The sequence below is a fragment of the Neobacillus terrae genome (assembly GCF_011393025.1).
Classification (GTDB): Bacteria; Bacillota; Bacilli; order Bacillales; family Cytobacillaceae; genus Neobacillus_A; species Neobacillus_A terrae.
Genome location: NZ_JAAOEO010000009.1, coordinates 111,780 through 127,862 on the forward strand (window position 1 = coordinate 111,780; position 16,083 = coordinate 127,862).

The window sequence follows — 16,083 nt, forward strand, 5'->3', positions numbered from 1 at the left end:
TTCCTGTTAATGCTTCTCTGATAGACATCATGCCGCTTTGCGACGATCTGAACATAAGCTTCTTTGAAAAAGCTTTGGCGCAGGAGCACTTGAGTTCGATGTTGACCTATCGTAGGGAGAAGCGGGATGGACACTAGCTGCACCAAGTATCACCTACGGTCATACTTGATGCAAGATATTCTAAGACGATTTTCAAGGTTGAAAACCGCTGGGCGCTGGCGCTAGACAATTTAAAAGGTAAAACTTTATAGTTTCCTATCAATTTAAATAAAAGGAGGGCCTTTCTTCAAGGGCCTCCTTCTTCTTCAATTATTCTGTGTATGGCGTGGAAACTTAATCTTGAATCTTGTCCCCTGCCCGATTCCGCTTGAAACTTCAATTGTCCCTTTATGAAGCTCCACTAGTTTTTTGACAATCGAAAGGCCAAGCCCAAATTCCCCGTAAGGATTGCTTGTTCGAGAAATATCTGCTTTATAAAACCGCACCCAGATCGACTCGATTTCCTCCGGTTTTATCCCAATACCCGTATCTTCTATTTCAATAATAGTATTTGGACCATCTTCACGCGCCCTTAAATAGATTTCTCCATTTGCTGTAAACTGAATACTATTCTTGGTGATATTAATTAGAATTTGAAAAAGTCTGTCGTAATCTGCGTAAACGACCAAGTCTTCAGCTGATTCTGTTTTAAGACTGTTGCCTTTCTCATCAGCCTGCATTTCTAGCTGCTCCTTGATAATCTCAAAGACCTCTGAAATTTGGATGGGTTCAATATTTAAAACAATCTGATTTGAACGGATTTTTTCGTAGTCCAGATTTTCATTTACCAGCCTTGAAAGACGTTTTGTTTCCTTTTCAATAAGCTCGAGGCATCTTTCCTTTTCCCCCGATGGGATCAAATCATTTTTTAGGCCTGTTACAAGCCCTCCTATTGTAGTAAGGGGTGTTTTAAGCTCGTGGGATACATCTGCAATAAACTGCCTTCTTCTATTTTCAAGCATTTCAATTTCTTCCTGAGATGAAAGTAATCTGCCCGCCATTCCATTGAAGTCCTTTGCAAGGTCCCCTATTTCGTCCAATTCACTCGATGGAATATTAATATCGTAATTCCCACTCGCAATAAGGGATGTAGCGTGACGAATCCTGTCAATTCGTTTTACATGGAACTTTGATAAAAACCAGCTAAGCAGTATAGTCACAGCCAGAGCTGCCAAAACAGCATAGAAGAAAAACTGAATAATTTCATCAATTGTTTCCTTTGTTCCACTTATGGGAGAAACAAGCAATACCCCACCTATAAAAATTTTTTCTTGCATATAAGGAATTGCTACAAGAGTGACCTCCTGTCCAAACCTCTTCAAATCACGTTTGACCATAATCCTCTGGCCTTTTTCAATTTGTGCCCATTCTTTATCCGTTAATTTTACAAGCAGAGTTGATTGATTTTTATAATTCACTACCCGGCTATTGGCATCAAATAAATAAAACCTGATATTCCTTGCCTGCAGCAAATTACTATAATGCTTTAAAAATTGTGGACTTGCCTGAGCAGGGTCGGAAAGATCATGGAGTATCTGTACCCCAAATGAATTTAGCTCGTCCACTTTATTTTCATAAATAAAACGCTCGACAAAGCTGGAAAACAAAAGCCACAGTAGCAAAATCGCAATAAGCAATACGCTGATATGGCTAAGTAGTAATTGATACAGGTATTTAAACCTCATTTTCAATCACCGATTCATCAAATTTATAGCCTATTCCCCAAATGGTATGAATGAATGGCTGGGTTGGGCTTCCAATTTTCTTTCTTAATCGTTTCACATGAACGTCTACTGTTCTTTCATCTCCGTAAAATTGATAACCCCATACTTTATCGAGAAGCTGTTCCCTCGAAAAAACCTGGCGGGGATTCTGGATAAAAAAATAAAGCAAATCAAATTCCTTTGGAGTGAGATTTGGCATTTTCTCCCCATTAAAATAAACTTCCCTTGTTTCCTTGCTGATTTTAAAATGCTCAGTTTCGATATAATGGTTCTCCTGATTCCTTACATCCTGCTGAAACCTGCGGGAAACTGCTTTTATTCTGGCCAGCAAAGTCAGGGGACTGAAAGGTTTCGTTACATAATCATCTGCTCCCATCTCTAAACCAAGGACCTGGTCCGATTCACTATCTTTAGCAGTCAATAAAATAATTGGTACATTGCTGGTCTCTCTTATCTTTTTAATAAGATTTACCCCATCCATCCCTGGAAGCATCCAGTCAACAATCAGCAAATCCCAATTTCCTGCCCGAAATCGATCATAGCCCATGAGCCCATTATGGACAAACTCTCCTTTATATCCCTCTTTCATAAAAAACATTTCCAGCATCGAACAAACACTTTCATTATCCTCAATGACTAAAATATTCATATACGCAACCTGCCTTCGGATTATACTAACATCTATCTCAATTATAGCTATCATTATTAAATTGCATCCATGTTTACTACCATTTTATCATGTTCCAATAGTTATGCAGAGGAAATAAAAATCGATAAAGAATATGCCAAAAGGCAAATGAAAAGCCCAGTCTTTTTGCTTCTTTTAAATGTTTATATCGTGCTAATCTATCTTTTTCCAAAAAATAGTAAATAATTGTGAAATTAGTTACAATATAATTGAAGAGACATATTATATTACGAAAATAGGATTCAAATAATACTTTTAAACCAATTTACAGCTTAATCACTTTATTAATTGTTTCCCATCTTTTAATAGAAGGGGGAAGGATATGATGGATTACTCAAGACCCTTATTCACCTGGTTCAATCATACCTTTGACATTTCAATCATCCTCACAAGCACATTTGCTTCATGCGCTGTTTTCCTCATACCATTACTTTCGGTAAGAAATCTTTCTCTAAAACACCTGCAAAATGGCAAAATTTTATGGAGTGGATTGTAGAGTATGTGCAGGATATTATGAAAAGCGCCATAGGCAAGGCAGATAACCTATTTATTTTATCCACTGGTATTGCACTTCTAATGTTTATCTTCATTTCCAACATACTACTGCTAGGTCTTCCTTTTACCTTTGTAACCCGGATTGAGCATCCTATTTCATGGTGGAAGTCCCCCACAGCTGATGCTCATGTCACTATGACACTTGAGATCATAATCATGGCTTACACTCATTTTATCGATATTCGCCTTCATGGATTTAAGCATTATATACTTGGTTATTTTAGGCCATTTAAATTTTTATTCGTGATTAATATCATGGAACAGTTTTGTACCACTTTAATATTCAAGATGATCACAGCATTGATTTTAAACTGCTTGGCCATTTGCTTGGCGGAATCCCTTCTAAAAATTTTTATATGTCAAGGGAAACCTATGATATTTTCGAGGAAGAAGAAAAACATATTCCTCGTGAAATGGATATTATCCAGCAAGCAGTCGACCAGTACATTAAAGAGCACAAACAATATCCAATGTTAAAATTTGATCCATCCCGCCGTGTAAATTTTCACCTCTTACAGGCTCACCTTCTTCAGACAGAACCTCAAACCCAATTTTATATAACAGATGTTGATGGTCTTGTCTCACATAAAAAAACCAAAAAATCCCAAAACCATTAAATATAAACTAACAGAGGGTGACATAATTATGGCACCCTCATTTTATTGGGACATCTCTAATAAACAACTTATAAAAACTATAACAATGTCACAAACTATTACAGCCATTATGGACCAAGTTCATTATTAAGAAGGAGAAACAGATAATCACTTTTCGTTTTAAAAACGGCAATAATGGGGCCTTTGTGTCCGGAATCTTCCTTTTTGAGTGAAAGACGGTTTAAATAACATAGCTAGATACAAAACAGCAGAGCCTTTCATTGAGAAATGCGGAAATACTTCACCAAAAAGGATGTATTTTGTTCTTAATAGCAACGCTCATAAACGTTGGAACCCTCAAGTCTGGAAACTGCAAATCCGCTATAAAGAAAAATTTACCTCAAATTTGTTCATTTTAAAGGACATCCAATACGTTTGCGTTTGAATAAAAGCGGGGAAATAAAGTGTAAAGGAGGGGTTTTAATGGCCAAGCAAGTCGAACTTTCCGACTACCACCTTTGGATGTGCCAGCAAATCAGAGAAAGACTGGCGCAAAGTAGTCATTCACTCGGTATTTCTCCTCTTGATGCAGAAACATACACGGAAAAAGATCTTGTTACAATCGCACTAAGTGAAATGGTTGTTCGTTTAAGTTCAGACCAGCCATTTATAAATGGCACTATATAAGAAAAGCAGAAGTTCCAATTAAACGTCACTAGGGATCTGATGAAAGGCTAAAATCGCAACATCCTTAGCAGCGCCTTTCTAACCTGCATTCTTGGAGAAGCTAAAGCTTTTCCTTCGTGCGAGGCAATGGCTGCCGCAGCTTTCCTTGTCCTCCGGGCCACCGCTATAAAGAAAACATGAAATGCAAGTCGATTCTTTGTGACTTATCTCAGGGAGTGGGATGCTAACCATTCACTGGGCGCTGGGGCTGGGTATTAGAAAAGCGCAAGCTTCCAGATAGGACGCCTGCGCTTTTGGTTTTCTTCTTTATTTTGTATGATACCATTGGCCAGCAGCTTCAACTTCCTCAACAGTCAATTGGTGCCCTCTATTCTCCCAATGAATATGGACATCTGCGTTTGCTCCTCTTAACAGCTCATCAAGAAGGGATGACTCAAGCGGAGAACAAATAGGATCATTTGTCCCTGCTCCAATAAAGACTGGAACTCCTGTTAAATCCGGAAGCTCTATTCCTCGTCTTGGCACCATTGGGTGATGCAGGATTGCACCCTTTAGAGCATTCTGATAGTGAAACAATAAGCTTGCAGCTATATTGGCACCATTTGAATAACCGACAGCCATAATATTATTTCTGTCAAAGTGATACTTTTTTGCTGCTTCATCAAGGAATTCATTTAATTCCTTTGTCCGAAAAATTAAATCCTCTTCATCGAAAACCCCTTCAGCATGCCGTCTAAAAAAACGCGGCATACCATTTTCAAGAACATTTCCTCTTACACTCAGGACAGAAGCTTGTTTATCTATCATTCCTGCGATAGGAACCAGATCATGTTCATTGCCTCCAGTACCATGCAGTAAAAGCAATGTTGGACGTGTTTCATCCGCCCCTTGTTGAAATAAATGTTTCATTATTATTATCCTTTCGTAAAATATTTTAATTCCTATAGTTATAGCAATTCTTACCTTTGCAAACTAAGTGCAAAAAACATTCACACTAATCTTCTTTAGTATTCCCTGCTATCCTGTACAATTAATAGTTAATGGACACTTAATATTATTTATAATATCTCGAATTCAAGATAATGGTAACTCGTATATAAATCTGTGTCAATTTTAAAGCTTCTATGATTCATTTTTCACATAAAACCTAAAAAAAAGCTGACTATATAAAATGTCACAATAACCTCAAGCCAGCTTTTCAAAAATCTTTATATTAATCTTTTTTTCTTCTTTTTATATTCATACATTTGTTCGTCTGCCTTTTTTATGGCTACAGCCAAATCAAAAGGGCTTCCCTGAAAAAGCACTGATCCAAAACTGATGGTAACTGGGAGTCCCTCCCTTCCCCAAGTCTCCTCTAATTCAAGAATGCGCTTCTTAATCCACATTTTTACGAAATCCTTCTTATCTTCACCATGCGGGAAAAAGAGAACAAACTCATCTCCCCCGTACCTGAATACTCTGTGATAAAGATAGGAATCCTCCTGCAGCTTTTTAACCGTATCCTTTAAAACCAAGTCCCCTCTGTCGTGGTCGAAGTTATCATTAACCTTTTTAAAATCATTCAAATCAAGCAATGCAAATGTTCCGATAAGCTCTGTCTTGATTGAGGTAAATCTTTCCCAGGAAGCTCTGTTTTCCGCACTAGTAAGTGCATCAGTATAAGCCTTTTTTTCGAGTTTATAAGCTTTATTAAAATACTTTACTGATTGATATATCCCGATTAAAAGGAGAATTGCCGGGAGTATTCCGAACACCCCCATAAAGTAATAATGAAGATACATTATATAGCTGATAAGATAAATATTTAAAAAAACCCAAGTTTATGTCCTTCTTGCTTTCATTGATTTGCTGAATAATCGTTGTTTTTTTCTTATTGGCCATTATACAGGCAGATAGAAAACGATTAATGATAAAGTGAGTGAAAAAGGATACCAGAAGAACCGCAAAAGTATAATAAACACTATGAGAATATTAAGAGAAGTGATAAAAAACCAGGTTTGTTCCCAATATTCCTGCGTTTATATAACCGATCATTAAAAAAGTCGGCCGTAATGGATTTTTATTTTTAACTGTAATTCTTAAAAGTCCGGGCAATGAAACCAAAATAGCAAGCGAAGCAGGAAACGCCAGTGCATTGAACATAATGACGGATATTCCAGGCCGCCAGGATGCCCCGCTTGGCAAGACAACTGACCAATTTGATATTAAAAGAAAAATAACCGCTAAGACACACATATCAACAAGATAAGGTAAGCTTTTATCAGATATAGTTAATACCATTCCATATATCGACGAGAAGGCACCGAAAGCAGTAATTGCTCCAACTATTACTTTATTTGTTTTCCTATTTACTCATTCCCACTCACCAAAATAAATAAGCTCTCATTATGATTAATAGGACTATTTTGTCATATCTTTGGTTTAAATTGGTTAATTTTCCGAGATATTATTCTGGCTTTAATAAATTACAAGATATTTAATAATTTCTCCCCCCGTGAAAAATACTAAAAGCATATACGTAAATTAGGATGTGATGTTTTTGGAGGATAAAATGAAAATTCATTTAACGGCAGCGGAAATATCTGCATTGTGGATGCAATATGTAAATGACACCGCCTCCATATGTATAAATAGTCATTTCCTTTCAAAGGCGGAAGATGATCAAGTCCGCCCAGTTATTGAATTTGCTTTGGATTCCTCAAAACGAAATATTTCTTTTTTGAAGAACTTTTTTTTGCGGAGGTTTTCCCGCCTCCTTTGGGTTTTACCAAAGAGGATGTCAAACCGAATGCCCCTAAATTATTTTCTGCTCTTATGTACTTAAGAAATATGTCTGTCTTAGGAATGGCATCAAGCAGCGGGGCCCTTGGACTTTCTACAAGGGAAGACGTTATTTCTTTTTTTAAATCTGTATTAAAGTCTGCTGTGCGTTTGCAGGATTTAACAAGAGAATTGATGCTCAATCAGGGGATATATATTAGGCCGCCAATGCTTTCGATGCCAGACAAGGTAGATTTTGTGAAAAGGCAGCATTTCCTTGCTGGATTTATCGGTGGAAAACGTCCTTTAACAGCCCAGGAAGTCACCATTCTTTTTAATAACGTCCAAACCAACTCAATCGGAAAAACTTTAATTATGGGTTCTGCCCAAATAGCCAGGCATAAAGAAGTGAAGGATTACTTTTTACGAGGAAAAAGGCTTTCAGAATAGCATCTTGAGATTTTCACTGATATTTTAATGAAAGAGGATCTTCCAGCTCCAATGACATAGGATATCTCTGTATCTGACTCAACTGAGCCTATTTTTTCTGATAATCTAATGATGTTTCATGTAGCCGGTATGATTCCAGCAGGGGTAACAAATTACGGAGCAGCCATTTCAGGAAGCCCCAGACGGGATCTGGCACTAAGATTTGCTTCACTCATTCCGGAAGTGGTCCTTTATGCTGAAGATGGTGCGAATATCATGATAAATCATGGCTGGATGGAGGAACCTCCTCAGACAGATGACCGGGAACATCTAATAAGAGGTGAATAGAGTCAATTTTTCTTATCCAAAGAAAGAGCTTAAAAGATCACATTCAAATATTGGGGAGCCTGTTCTCATTTGAACACCTGATTTATCAGTTGCATAATTTCATAAACGGCAATATACATGGCAAGTTGGAATAACTAAACAGCATATGGGGAAAATGTAAAAAACATAAGCGAAAGGGATTGTAGAATATGCATCTTGCGATCACTGTTTTTACAATTATCGCTTCTTTTAAATGGGGAGATTGGAAAAACTGGAGAGAATACCATGCAAGTATGTTATTCATTGCTGCCGGTGGACTTTTATATGAATACATAGTTAAAGAATATACCCTATGGAAATTCCATCCTGATTTCTTATATGGCCATGGAATGACTGTCGTCGTCTATGCTCTTATTACCATGCCTATAAGTGTTTTTTTGTTCCTTTCCCACTTTCCTAAAACCTGGCGCATAAGGTTTTTCTACATCCTTCTATGGTCGCTGATCTACATTACAGCTGAGTGGATTTTACTGATAACCGGCAGAATTTCTTATCAAAACGGCTGGCACTTCTGGTACTCCTTTTTATTTGATCTTGTCATGTTTTCAGTTATAGCCCTTCACCAATACCATCCTTTTCGTGCCTATTTTATATCAATGCTTATTATTTTATTTTTAATATGGCATTTTGAGGTACCTTTTAAATTTGCAAAATAATTAAGCTGTGTTCCTCTAGTTATAAGTGGCACACAGCTTAATTAAAGAGAGAGCACCCTTTAAGGCACCCTCACCAGCACTATAAGTATTTCCGATGTAATCCTTTTCCATCATACGAAAAAAGCATTTGCCTATCCTCAATAATAGACTCCATATGCACAGGCCTTCCCCATAGCTGATGGATATAAGGAAGTACCTTCTCCAGGTATTTAATATCTAATTCGATTCCTTCAAACCAGTGCTTTAAATACAATTCGCCATTCCGTAAATAGTCTCCGTCGTTAACGGTAATATATGGAAATCCGCCGTTAACCCTCATATTGACAAGACGGTCACGGACCTGTTCCCATTGTTTATCAATAATTTTGTATTCACGGCCCTGTTTTTGGAAGAGATACATATCCTCGCGCATAACCAGGTCTTTGGTTAAATAATTCCTTAAAAAAGAGATATCGGATTCGATTTCCCTTACTTCAAACATTTTCTCTCTTCCGGAGCCTGGCTGGACTCCCCTGCGTTTCATTTCTTCCGTCGGATTATCAAATCTTTCTTCAATATCCTCAAAAATTTTTATGCCAAGATAATATGGATTAATCCCCGTTTTGGATGGCTGAACTACTCCTGCGTTGAGCTTTGCAAACTCTATAGCCTCACCGCTAGTTAAATCCAGTTCGCGAAGGATACGCTGATGCCAATAGGAAGCCCAGCCCTCGTTCATGATTTTGGTTTCAAGCTGCGGCCAGAAATAAAGCATTTCCTCTCTCATCATGGTCAGGATATCTCTCTGCCAGTCAGTCAATTCCTTGCTGTAGGTTTCAATAAATAAGAGCAAATCTTTTTCGGGTTTAGGCGGGAATTTTTTTCTATTGTTTACATCCTTTTTTGGGACTTCCTTTTGACCTATGTTCCATAGATCATCATAAGGAGTTACTCTTGGCTGATCCTCTTCTTCCTCGTCCTCCATTGACCAGGAAAGCTTCGGCCGCATTAAAGAAGGATCAATATGTTCATCAATGGCAAGAGCAGCATCAAGAAAGGTTTCTACTTCCTTCTTCCCATAACGGATTTCATATTGGCTTATTCTGTCGGCAGTTGCTGCCATACTTTCGACCATGTCTCTTTTCGTGTTTTGGAAACGAACATTGTTTTTAAAAAAGTCACAGTGAGCGAGAACATGCGCAACAATTAATTTATTCTGGATTAAACTGTTGGAATCAAGCAAGAATGCATAGCATGGATTAGAGTTAATGACCAATTCATATATTTTGCTCAATCCAAGGTCATATTGGAGCTTCATCTTGTAAAATTGTTTTCCAAAACTCCAATGTGAAAATCGGGTTGGCATTCCATAAGCACCAAAGGTATATATGATATCAGCAGGACAAATCTCATATCTCATCGGATAAAAATCCAAACCAAAGCCACTCGCTATTTCTGTAATTTCTTCTATGGAATATTCTAGGGCCTTACGTTCTTCTGCATTCAAGAGATGTTCCCCCTTTCGCTTCTTACCACAATGTATGAAGAAAAAGGGGGAATGATGAAACGAGATATAAAATTAAGTCCATTTTAGCAGTGGAAAAACCTGGGCTCTCTATTAGCCAGCAGTAGTTTCCACCTTTAGGTTTAACAGCTTCTTATTAGTTAAATTGTGCGTAATCCTAATAATGACATATCCCATTTTTCCTTTTTCTTTTATTTGAAAACGGAAGGAATCTGTAACATTCGTTTCTGCACCCTTTACCCTGCCTAAATATTCATATTCTCTAACTTCTGCTTCCGGATAATCCGCTCTGACTACCGCAATCGCAATTCGTCCGTACTTCTCATAATCAGGTTTTTGGGCTTCAGTTCCTTGAGGATTAAGATTCATAACTAAAAAAACAGCTGCAAAAAACATCCAAATATTTTTTCTTATCATTGTAATACCTCCAAAATTATTTACTCGAAGTCAATTTATAAGCCTCATTTGCAAGAAGCATTCCAACCAATCGATTTCTTTTCCATTCTTCGGGAAATACGGATAAGGGCGGGTGGTTTTCCCCTACTAAGTAGCTGATTTCAATCGTAAAAGCAGGCCTCCTATACTCTGTTATAAACCAATCCGTAAAGCCGCCTCCAACCGCTTCTCTAACAGGCTTGCTTAACTTATATCCAGTCATCTTTGTGATTTTTTTGGCTATTGCCCTGTCCCGTTTTGTATAAGGGCCGTTGTGATAATTCCAGAAAATTTCTCTTCCAGCAGAATGGTACGCTCCTGCGATTTTCGGACTGATTTTTTTTACAAATTTAACAAGACAAATTACTTCTTGCGCTTCCAACGGGGCTTTACCTTTATAAAATTGGTATGACGGTGTTGAAGTAGTTCTATCGAGCTTGTTCCACCCAGCAGGATATTGTCTGTTTAAATCGACCCCAAGACCGTTTGCTTTCCATCTTGTAAAGTCTGATGATCCATTATTCATTTTTATTATTTTATCCTTATCCCAAAAAGGAAATTCGCTATCCTCTTTCTGCTGGATGGTGACTCCATCCGGGTTCAGCATCGGAACAAACCATATAGAAACTTTATTAAGTAAGTCGGATGGGAAGGATCCTATGGGTGTTCCTTTGGCATAGGCCTCAGTATAGGTCTTTAGCATTTTTGTAAGGAGCATGCTTGTCATCCACTCCCTCCCATGATGGGATCCGACAAGCAAAATATTTTTTTCCCCTTTTCCAAGCTTGACTGCCCAGATCTTTCTTCCTGAATGAGTTGTTCCGATCACTCGAAAGGTTAATTCTTTTTTATATTTCAAGCGAAGTTCCATTAAATCAAGAACCTGCGACTGATACGAATAAGGACGATCCAATTCGGCAGCAGCGGCATCCTCCGGAGTGTAAAGTAAAAACAGATATAGTAAACACAATAAAATCTTAGGCACCTGTTTTTATCATCCCTCTCAAATTTGAAGAACATCCACAATATTTATACAGGTTAAATTTGCTAAACCCTTTGAACAGGGATGTCCAAGATTTTCTGTGAAAGTTCTCAGGGAAAACTCATAAAATAATATCAACTCCTTATAAGGAGGAAAGTATAAATGAATAAGATGGATTATGATCGGGCGCTATACTATACGCACCGTTCCCAATGGGATAACTTATTAATTCTGATGGTAAGAACATCAGATCAATTTTTATCTAAGAAAATTGAACAGTTTCTGCATGCTTATCATTTTGAACATGACTATTCAGTAATAGAAACAACATTATTTTCTCTGCTGCGTTACATTGACCATGCTAACGAATCATTGGAAAATGAGCCGCAGGATGAACCGATGTATAGTCTTTCCTGAAGCCAAAAGTAAATGCATGAAGTTTAAAAAATTTTTAAGAAAAACCGGGCTGAAGAATTCCACCAAAAAACACGGTGTCCCTAGTGGGATGCCGTGTTTTTAAAAATGACCCAATTCTTATGAACTTTAGCTTTTCGATTAAGAATAAAAATGATAAGGAAGCAAGTAATCAGCAGGGCAGATAGAATATAAAAGCTGTAGGTAATATTATTTTGTATGCTTAGCTCTGTAAAAACTGACAGCAGTAAAATTCTTATCCCGAGGCCAATAAGCCTGAATAAGCTATCTGTCCGGCCCATAACTTCATTTGGAACATTTTCCATCATAAACGCGTTGCGGGCCACTCTTGTCCCTGCATTCCCATAAGCCATCAGAATCGTGAGTAAATAGAAAACAGAAATCGACTTGGTGAAGATGACAACGGAAATTCCTGCAGCATAAACAAAAACGGATATTAATATGGAAAACTCATTTCCCTTTTTTAAGGCCAAGATGGGAATAATCACACCTGCAGCTGCTGCCCCAATTCCATAAACCATGCCCTGCATACCATATACGGCTACATCGGCATGGAGAATGTTTTTAAGATAGACCGGATTTACATAATTCGTTACCATGACACCGATGAAAGGCATAAAAGATGCTGTTAAAAAGAGAAATAATGCAGGCCTTTTATGCATATACCGATAACCTTCTGTTACCTTTATCCAAAAGAGAACCTTTTGGGTGACTTGTCGTTTCTGCTGATGATAAGGAATTTTATAAAACAAAAGGAAAGCACTTAAATAAGTAGCCGCATCAAATAACAAAAGCCAATGAAGGTCAATCCTTGAAAGTAAAGCCGCTGCCAGAGCCCCTGATATAACACTTGATAGCTGCCCCTGAATTTCCATCGCTCCACTTAGAGGACGATATGCTGCTGGTTCAAAAATCTCCTGATTGAAAGCAAAAATGGCTGGATAAAAAAGATTATAGTAAAAGCTGGCGCTCCCGTACAAAACAATATAATGCCAAAGTTCGTAATTTACACCCATTATTCCTTCTAGCGCGAAGAACAAAAGGAGAAAAAAACCCAAAATCTCTCCTAGAAGGAGAATATTTTTACGGGGATATTGGTCGATTACATGCCCAATAATAGGTGTAGTCAGAAAATTAATGACTGTCATCACAATAGTGATATAGCCAAAAAGTGTACCCCCTTCGACTTTTGAAATCAGAAGCCAGGGGACAGCTGTCATTGTAATCCCTGAGCCAATAGACGAAAGAATATTAGCAGCCAATATGGAGTGGAAGCGGGGATCTTTATATAAATTCACCATTATTTCCCCTCCTTCATCATACTGTGGAGTTTTACATATAGCTTCAATTCCTCCATCATCAAACGCGCCAGTCTATCTGCCTCGGGAAGAAGTTCTTCCTTTTCATAATCAAAGCAATCAGGATCAACAATAATCTGTCTAGGAATGACATTAGCATAAAGCCCTCTGGCAACAATCCTCATATTATTAAGAGCATTAATGCCACCTTTACCGCCGCCGGCAGCAGCTAACAAAGCGACTGGCTTTTGAAAGAAATGCTGGCTACCTAGAAAATCGAGGGCATTTTTTAGCGCCCCGCTCATTCCATTGTGATATTCAGGTGTGGCAAGTATAATTCCATCCGCCTTGCTGGCCTTTTCCTCAAGCCACTTATATTCAGCAAGCTCAATCTGTTCTTTTTCCCCATTAAAAATGGGCAGCTGGAGCAGGCTAAGATCAATTAGGTCAACCCTATATTTCTTTTGAATATGCCGGCAGGCAATTCCAGTCCGTCCGTTTTTGCGTGCACTTCCATTTATAATAACTAAATTCATGATAAGCTCTCCTTTGTCCCAGGCTTTTTTCAGCCAGTTACTTTTGTTACTTTCAGTATAGAGAGAATCATGAACTTTCAAATCGTCGAACAGATTGATTTTTGCCTCCGATATTAGTCGTAAATAAAAAGGAATATCTACAACTTTAGTCTGAAGTTCTAGCTATTCGCCATTTTTCACTATTCCTCAACGACTCTATTGCGAACAGCGTAAAGTGCTGCCTGGGTACGATCGGCCAAATCAAGCTTTGCTAAAATATTTGATACATGCGTCTTAACTGTCTTTTCAGTTATAAACAAAGATATGGCAATTTCTTTATTGCTTTTTCCTTTGGCTATTTCCTTCAGGACGTCCATTTCTCTCTTAGTCAGTTCGTCCAGAGGGGTTTTTTCCGATTTATTCCTACTGTTAAAGTGTGTAAGGAGATGGGTAGTAGCCTTTGGATGAAGTTGATTTTCTCCGTGCATCAGCTGTTTAATAGCCCTCACTAGTTCATCGGGTTCAATATCCTTAAGCTGGTAGCCTGAGGCTCCTGCTTCGATTGCTGGAATAACATGATCCTGATCAGAAAAGCTTGTCAGCATCATAATCTTAATTAAAGGGTTTTGAGCTTTGATTTGCCGTGTCGCCTCTATACCATTCATAACTGGCATATCCAAATCCATTAGTATGATATCTGGTGCCATTTGTGCAGTCAACTCCACTGCTTCCCGGCCATTTTTGGCTTCACCAATTATTTCAATCCCCTGCTGAGTTTTAAGAAAAAAAACGAGGCCTCTTCTCACCACAGGATGATCATCTGCAATTAAAATCCGGATTCCCATATAAAAATATCCCCCTTAAACCGGAATGACAATCTTGATTTCCGTTCCTTTATCCGGTTCACTCTTTAATATAAAACGCCCATTAAGCGCTTCTGTCCTGTTTTTCATATTTTTCAGTCCCAACGATGGAAGCTCTTTTATTCCATCATATAAAAATCCACAGCCTTCGTCCTGGATTTCAAGAAATGCTTCTTTTTCTTTTATAGTAAATTTCAACTTTGCCTCATTCTGCCCGGAATGCTTTTTACAGTTAGCTAATGCCTCTTGGCCAATCCGCCAGAGCACTTCCTCTACCTGGCCAGGAAGAGAGATAACCCCTTTTACTTTAATGTCCATTTTGAGACCAAGCATTTCTCCGTAGCTTTTTAGTGCACTGACCAATCCGCATTCCAATCCTCTTGGACGCAATTGCCAAATTAAGGCCCGCATTTCATTAAGAGCTTCCTGTGCAAGATCCTGGATGTAAGCAAAGGTTTCTTTTACTTCTTGATCATTAGACCTTTCTATTCCTCCTCTAGCTGTCAGGCTAAGTGAAAATAGCAGCTGATTAACTGAATCATGAAGATCCCTTGCGAGCCTGTTTCTTTCCGCGGTTAGGGCAAGCTCCTGTTCTTTCTGTGTTAAGTTTATTCGTTTAATGGCCGTTCCTATTTGAAAGGCAACGGATTCAAGCATGGTAAGCTCCTCTATCTCAAAATGTCTCTTTTGCGGGGAACCAACATTAAGGATTCCGAATTTTTCATCTCCCGCTTTTAAAGGGACAGTTGCATGATGTGTTAGTCCGTTTGTCTCTCCCCAGTTTAAATCAATCGCATCTTCGAGCCGTTTGCATTCAATTATATTGGTAGCCTTATCCAGTCTCCCATTGAGATACCGGTTAATACACCAGCACTCACCTGAACACATTGGCTCGCACCCATTAAACGATAAGGCTTCGGGCAAATTTTTATTGGCCGCCATTTCATAATGCCCGTCATTGTTAATTAAAAATATCCAGCCTGTCTGTAATCCAGTTACATTTAATAGTTTTTTTAAAACCTCCGTAAGTACCTGCTTAAGGTCTGAACCATTATTTAATAGCTCGGCTATCTCTTTTAATATCTTTAATTCCGAATACCGCGTGTCCTCCCCCACTTCATTTCCTCCCCGTTTCTTCACTCTTTTCCAATATTATACCTTTTTCAAGAAGTAGAATCTTTAGAATATAGACGGAGAAATGACTCCATCAAAAGTAGGAAATTTGTAAAAACAATTGACACAGTCTTCTAATTGTAGTAAATTTTATAAATAATTTAAATATTGTTTCTTATCAAGAGAGGTTGAGGGAATGGCCCTATGACACCTCAGCAACCATCAATGGCTTTGCCATTGAAAAGGTGCTAATTCCAGCAAGTTAGGATTGTAACTTGGGAGATAAGAAGAATGGCTGATTAATCTGCACTTAAAAGTCTTCTTCTTATAGAAGGCTTTTTTTATTTTTCTTCCCCTCCCCTCTATAAAATCCTGCTTTCACGCACCATAGCTTTCCAACATTAAAGGAGTGAA

Annotated in this window: 16 protein-coding genes, 2 pseudogenes and 1 riboswitch; of the genes and pseudogenes, 6 read left to right on the forward strand and 12 right to left on the reverse strand. The window is 38.2% G+C overall.

Annotation, left to right across the window (positions count from 1 at the left end; genetic code table 11):
• Positions 1-305 precede the first annotated feature (305 nt).
• On the reverse strand, positions 306-1,724 hold the full coding sequence (locus tag G8761_RS14530) for a sensor histidine kinase (protein ID WP_166027885.1): 1,419 nt from the start codon (positions 1,722-1,724) through the stop codon (positions 306-308).
• On the reverse strand, positions 1,714-2,412 hold the full coding sequence (locus G8761_RS14535; RefSeq protein ID WP_166027887.1) for a response regulator transcription factor: 699 nt from the start codon (positions 2,410-2,412) through the stop codon (positions 1,714-1,716). The genes G8761_RS14530 and G8761_RS14535 overlap by 11 nt, the downstream gene beginning before the upstream one ends.
• 519 nt (positions 2,413-2,931) lie before the next feature.
• On the opposite strand from G8761_RS14535, the pseudogene G8761_RS14540 reads away from it, so the two are divergent.
• The 3 genes and pseudogenes from G8761_RS14540 to G8761_RS14550 all read left to right on the forward strand — a co-directional run.
• A pseudogene (locus G8761_RS14540) lies at positions 2,932-3,225 on the forward strand (F0F1 ATP synthase subunit A); the annotation flags it as partial.
• A 47-nt stretch (positions 3,226-3,272) separates the two neighbouring features.
• Positions 3,273-3,623 (forward strand): DUF3939 domain-containing protein, encoded by a 351-nt coding sequence (locus tag G8761_RS14545; protein WP_166027889.1) that lies wholly within the window; start codon positions 3,273-3,275, stop codon positions 3,621-3,623.
• A 462-nt stretch (positions 3,624-4,085) separates the two neighbouring features.
• Positions 4,086-4,289 (forward strand): hypothetical protein, encoded by a 204-nt coding sequence (locus G8761_RS14550; RefSeq protein WP_166027891.1) that lies wholly within the window; start codon positions 4,086-4,088, stop codon positions 4,287-4,289.
• 306 nt (positions 4,290-4,595) lie between these two features.
• Here the strand turns inward: G8761_RS14550 and G8761_RS14555 are convergent, their stop codons facing one another.
• From G8761_RS14555 to G8761_RS14565, 3 genes are all read right to left on the reverse strand, one after another.
• Complete coding sequence (locus tag G8761_RS14555; protein WP_338000965.1) at positions 4,596-5,201, reverse strand: alpha/beta hydrolase; 606 nt, start codon at positions 5,199-5,201, stop codon at positions 4,596-4,598.
• A gap of 296 nt (positions 5,202-5,497) precedes the next feature.
• The gene (locus G8761_RS14560) at positions 5,498-6,046 is read right to left on the reverse strand and encodes a diguanylate cyclase (protein ID WP_166027895.1); all 549 of its coding nucleotides are present in this window, start codon (positions 6,044-6,046) and stop codon (positions 5,498-5,500) included.
• Positions 6,047-6,263: 217 nt separating this feature from the next.
• Positions 6,264-6,572 (reverse strand): hypothetical protein, encoded by a 309-nt coding sequence (locus G8761_RS14565; protein ID WP_166027897.1) that lies wholly within the window; start codon positions 6,570-6,572, stop codon positions 6,264-6,266.
• 313 nt (positions 6,573-6,885) lie between these two features.
• Between G8761_RS14565 and G8761_RS14570 the strand changes: the two are divergent.
• Together G8761_RS14570 and G8761_RS14575 are read left to right on the forward strand one after the other, a co-directional pair.
• Positions 6,886-7,829, forward strand: a pseudogene (locus G8761_RS14570) (DUF3231 family protein).
• 188 nt (positions 7,830-8,017) lie between these two features.
• Positions 8,018-8,524 carry a CBO0543 family protein gene (locus G8761_RS14575; RefSeq protein WP_166027899.1) on the forward strand — a complete coding sequence of 169 codons (507 nt, stop codon included), beginning with the start codon at positions 8,018-8,020 and terminating at the stop codon, positions 8,522-8,524.
• 79 nt (positions 8,525-8,603) lie between these two features.
• Here G8761_RS14575 and G8761_RS14580 read toward each other — a convergent pair whose 3' ends face one another.
• The 3 genes from G8761_RS14580 to G8761_RS14590 form a co-directional block, all read right to left on the reverse strand.
• Positions 8,604-10,010, reverse strand: a complete 1,407-nt coding sequence (locus G8761_RS14580) for a SpoVR family protein (RefSeq protein ID WP_166027901.1) — start codon at positions 10,008-10,010, stop codon at positions 8,604-8,606.
• Positions 10,011-10,121: 111 nt separating this feature from the next.
• Positions 10,122-10,445 (reverse strand): DUF3889 domain-containing protein, encoded by a 324-nt coding sequence (locus G8761_RS14585; protein ID WP_243450027.1) that lies wholly within the window; start codon positions 10,443-10,445, stop codon positions 10,122-10,124.
• Between the two features lie 16 nt (positions 10,446-10,461).
• Entirely contained in the window at positions 10,462-11,448 is a 987-nt protein-coding gene (locus G8761_RS14590) for a M14 family zinc carboxypeptidase (RefSeq protein ID WP_166027903.1), read from the reverse strand.
• A gap of 159 nt (positions 11,449-11,607) precedes the next feature.
• Here G8761_RS14590 and G8761_RS14595 point away from each other — a divergent pair, with 159 nt between their 5' ends.
• The gene (locus G8761_RS14595; protein ID WP_166027905.1) at positions 11,608-11,862 is read left to right on the forward strand and encodes a YhdB family protein; all 255 of its coding nucleotides are present in this window, start codon (positions 11,608-11,610) and stop codon (positions 11,860-11,862) included.
• An 80-nt stretch (positions 11,863-11,942) separates the two neighbouring features.
• On the opposite strand, the gene G8761_RS14600 is transcribed toward G8761_RS14595, so the two are convergent.
• The 4 genes from G8761_RS14600 to G8761_RS14615 all read right to left on the reverse strand — a co-directional run bounded on the left by G8761_RS14600 (position 11,943) and on the right by G8761_RS14615 (position 15,672).
• Complete coding sequence (locus G8761_RS14600) at positions 11,943-13,181, reverse strand: MFS transporter (protein WP_166027907.1); 1,239 nt, start codon at positions 13,179-13,181, stop codon at positions 11,943-11,945.
• Positions 13,181-13,714 carry an NADPH-dependent FMN reductase gene (locus G8761_RS14605; protein WP_166027909.1) on the reverse strand — a complete coding sequence of 178 codons (534 nt, stop codon included), beginning with the start codon at positions 13,712-13,714 and terminating at the stop codon, positions 13,181-13,183. The genes G8761_RS14600 and G8761_RS14605 overlap by 1 nt, the downstream gene beginning before the upstream one ends.
• A 179-nt stretch (positions 13,715-13,893) precedes the next feature.
• Positions 13,894-14,538, reverse strand: a complete 645-nt coding sequence (locus G8761_RS14610; protein ID WP_166027911.1) for a response regulator — start codon at positions 14,536-14,538, stop codon at positions 13,894-13,896.
• A gap of 15 nt (positions 14,539-14,553) precedes the next feature.
• Positions 14,554-15,672 carry a histidine kinase gene (locus G8761_RS14615; protein ID WP_166027913.1) on the reverse strand — a complete coding sequence of 373 codons (1,119 nt, stop codon included), beginning with the start codon at positions 15,670-15,672 and terminating at the stop codon, positions 14,554-14,556.
• Positions 15,673-15,841: 169 nt separating this feature from the next.
• Positions 15,842-15,958, forward strand: a riboswitch (SAM riboswitch).
• The last annotated feature ends 125 nt before the right edge of the window (positions 15,959-16,083 follow it).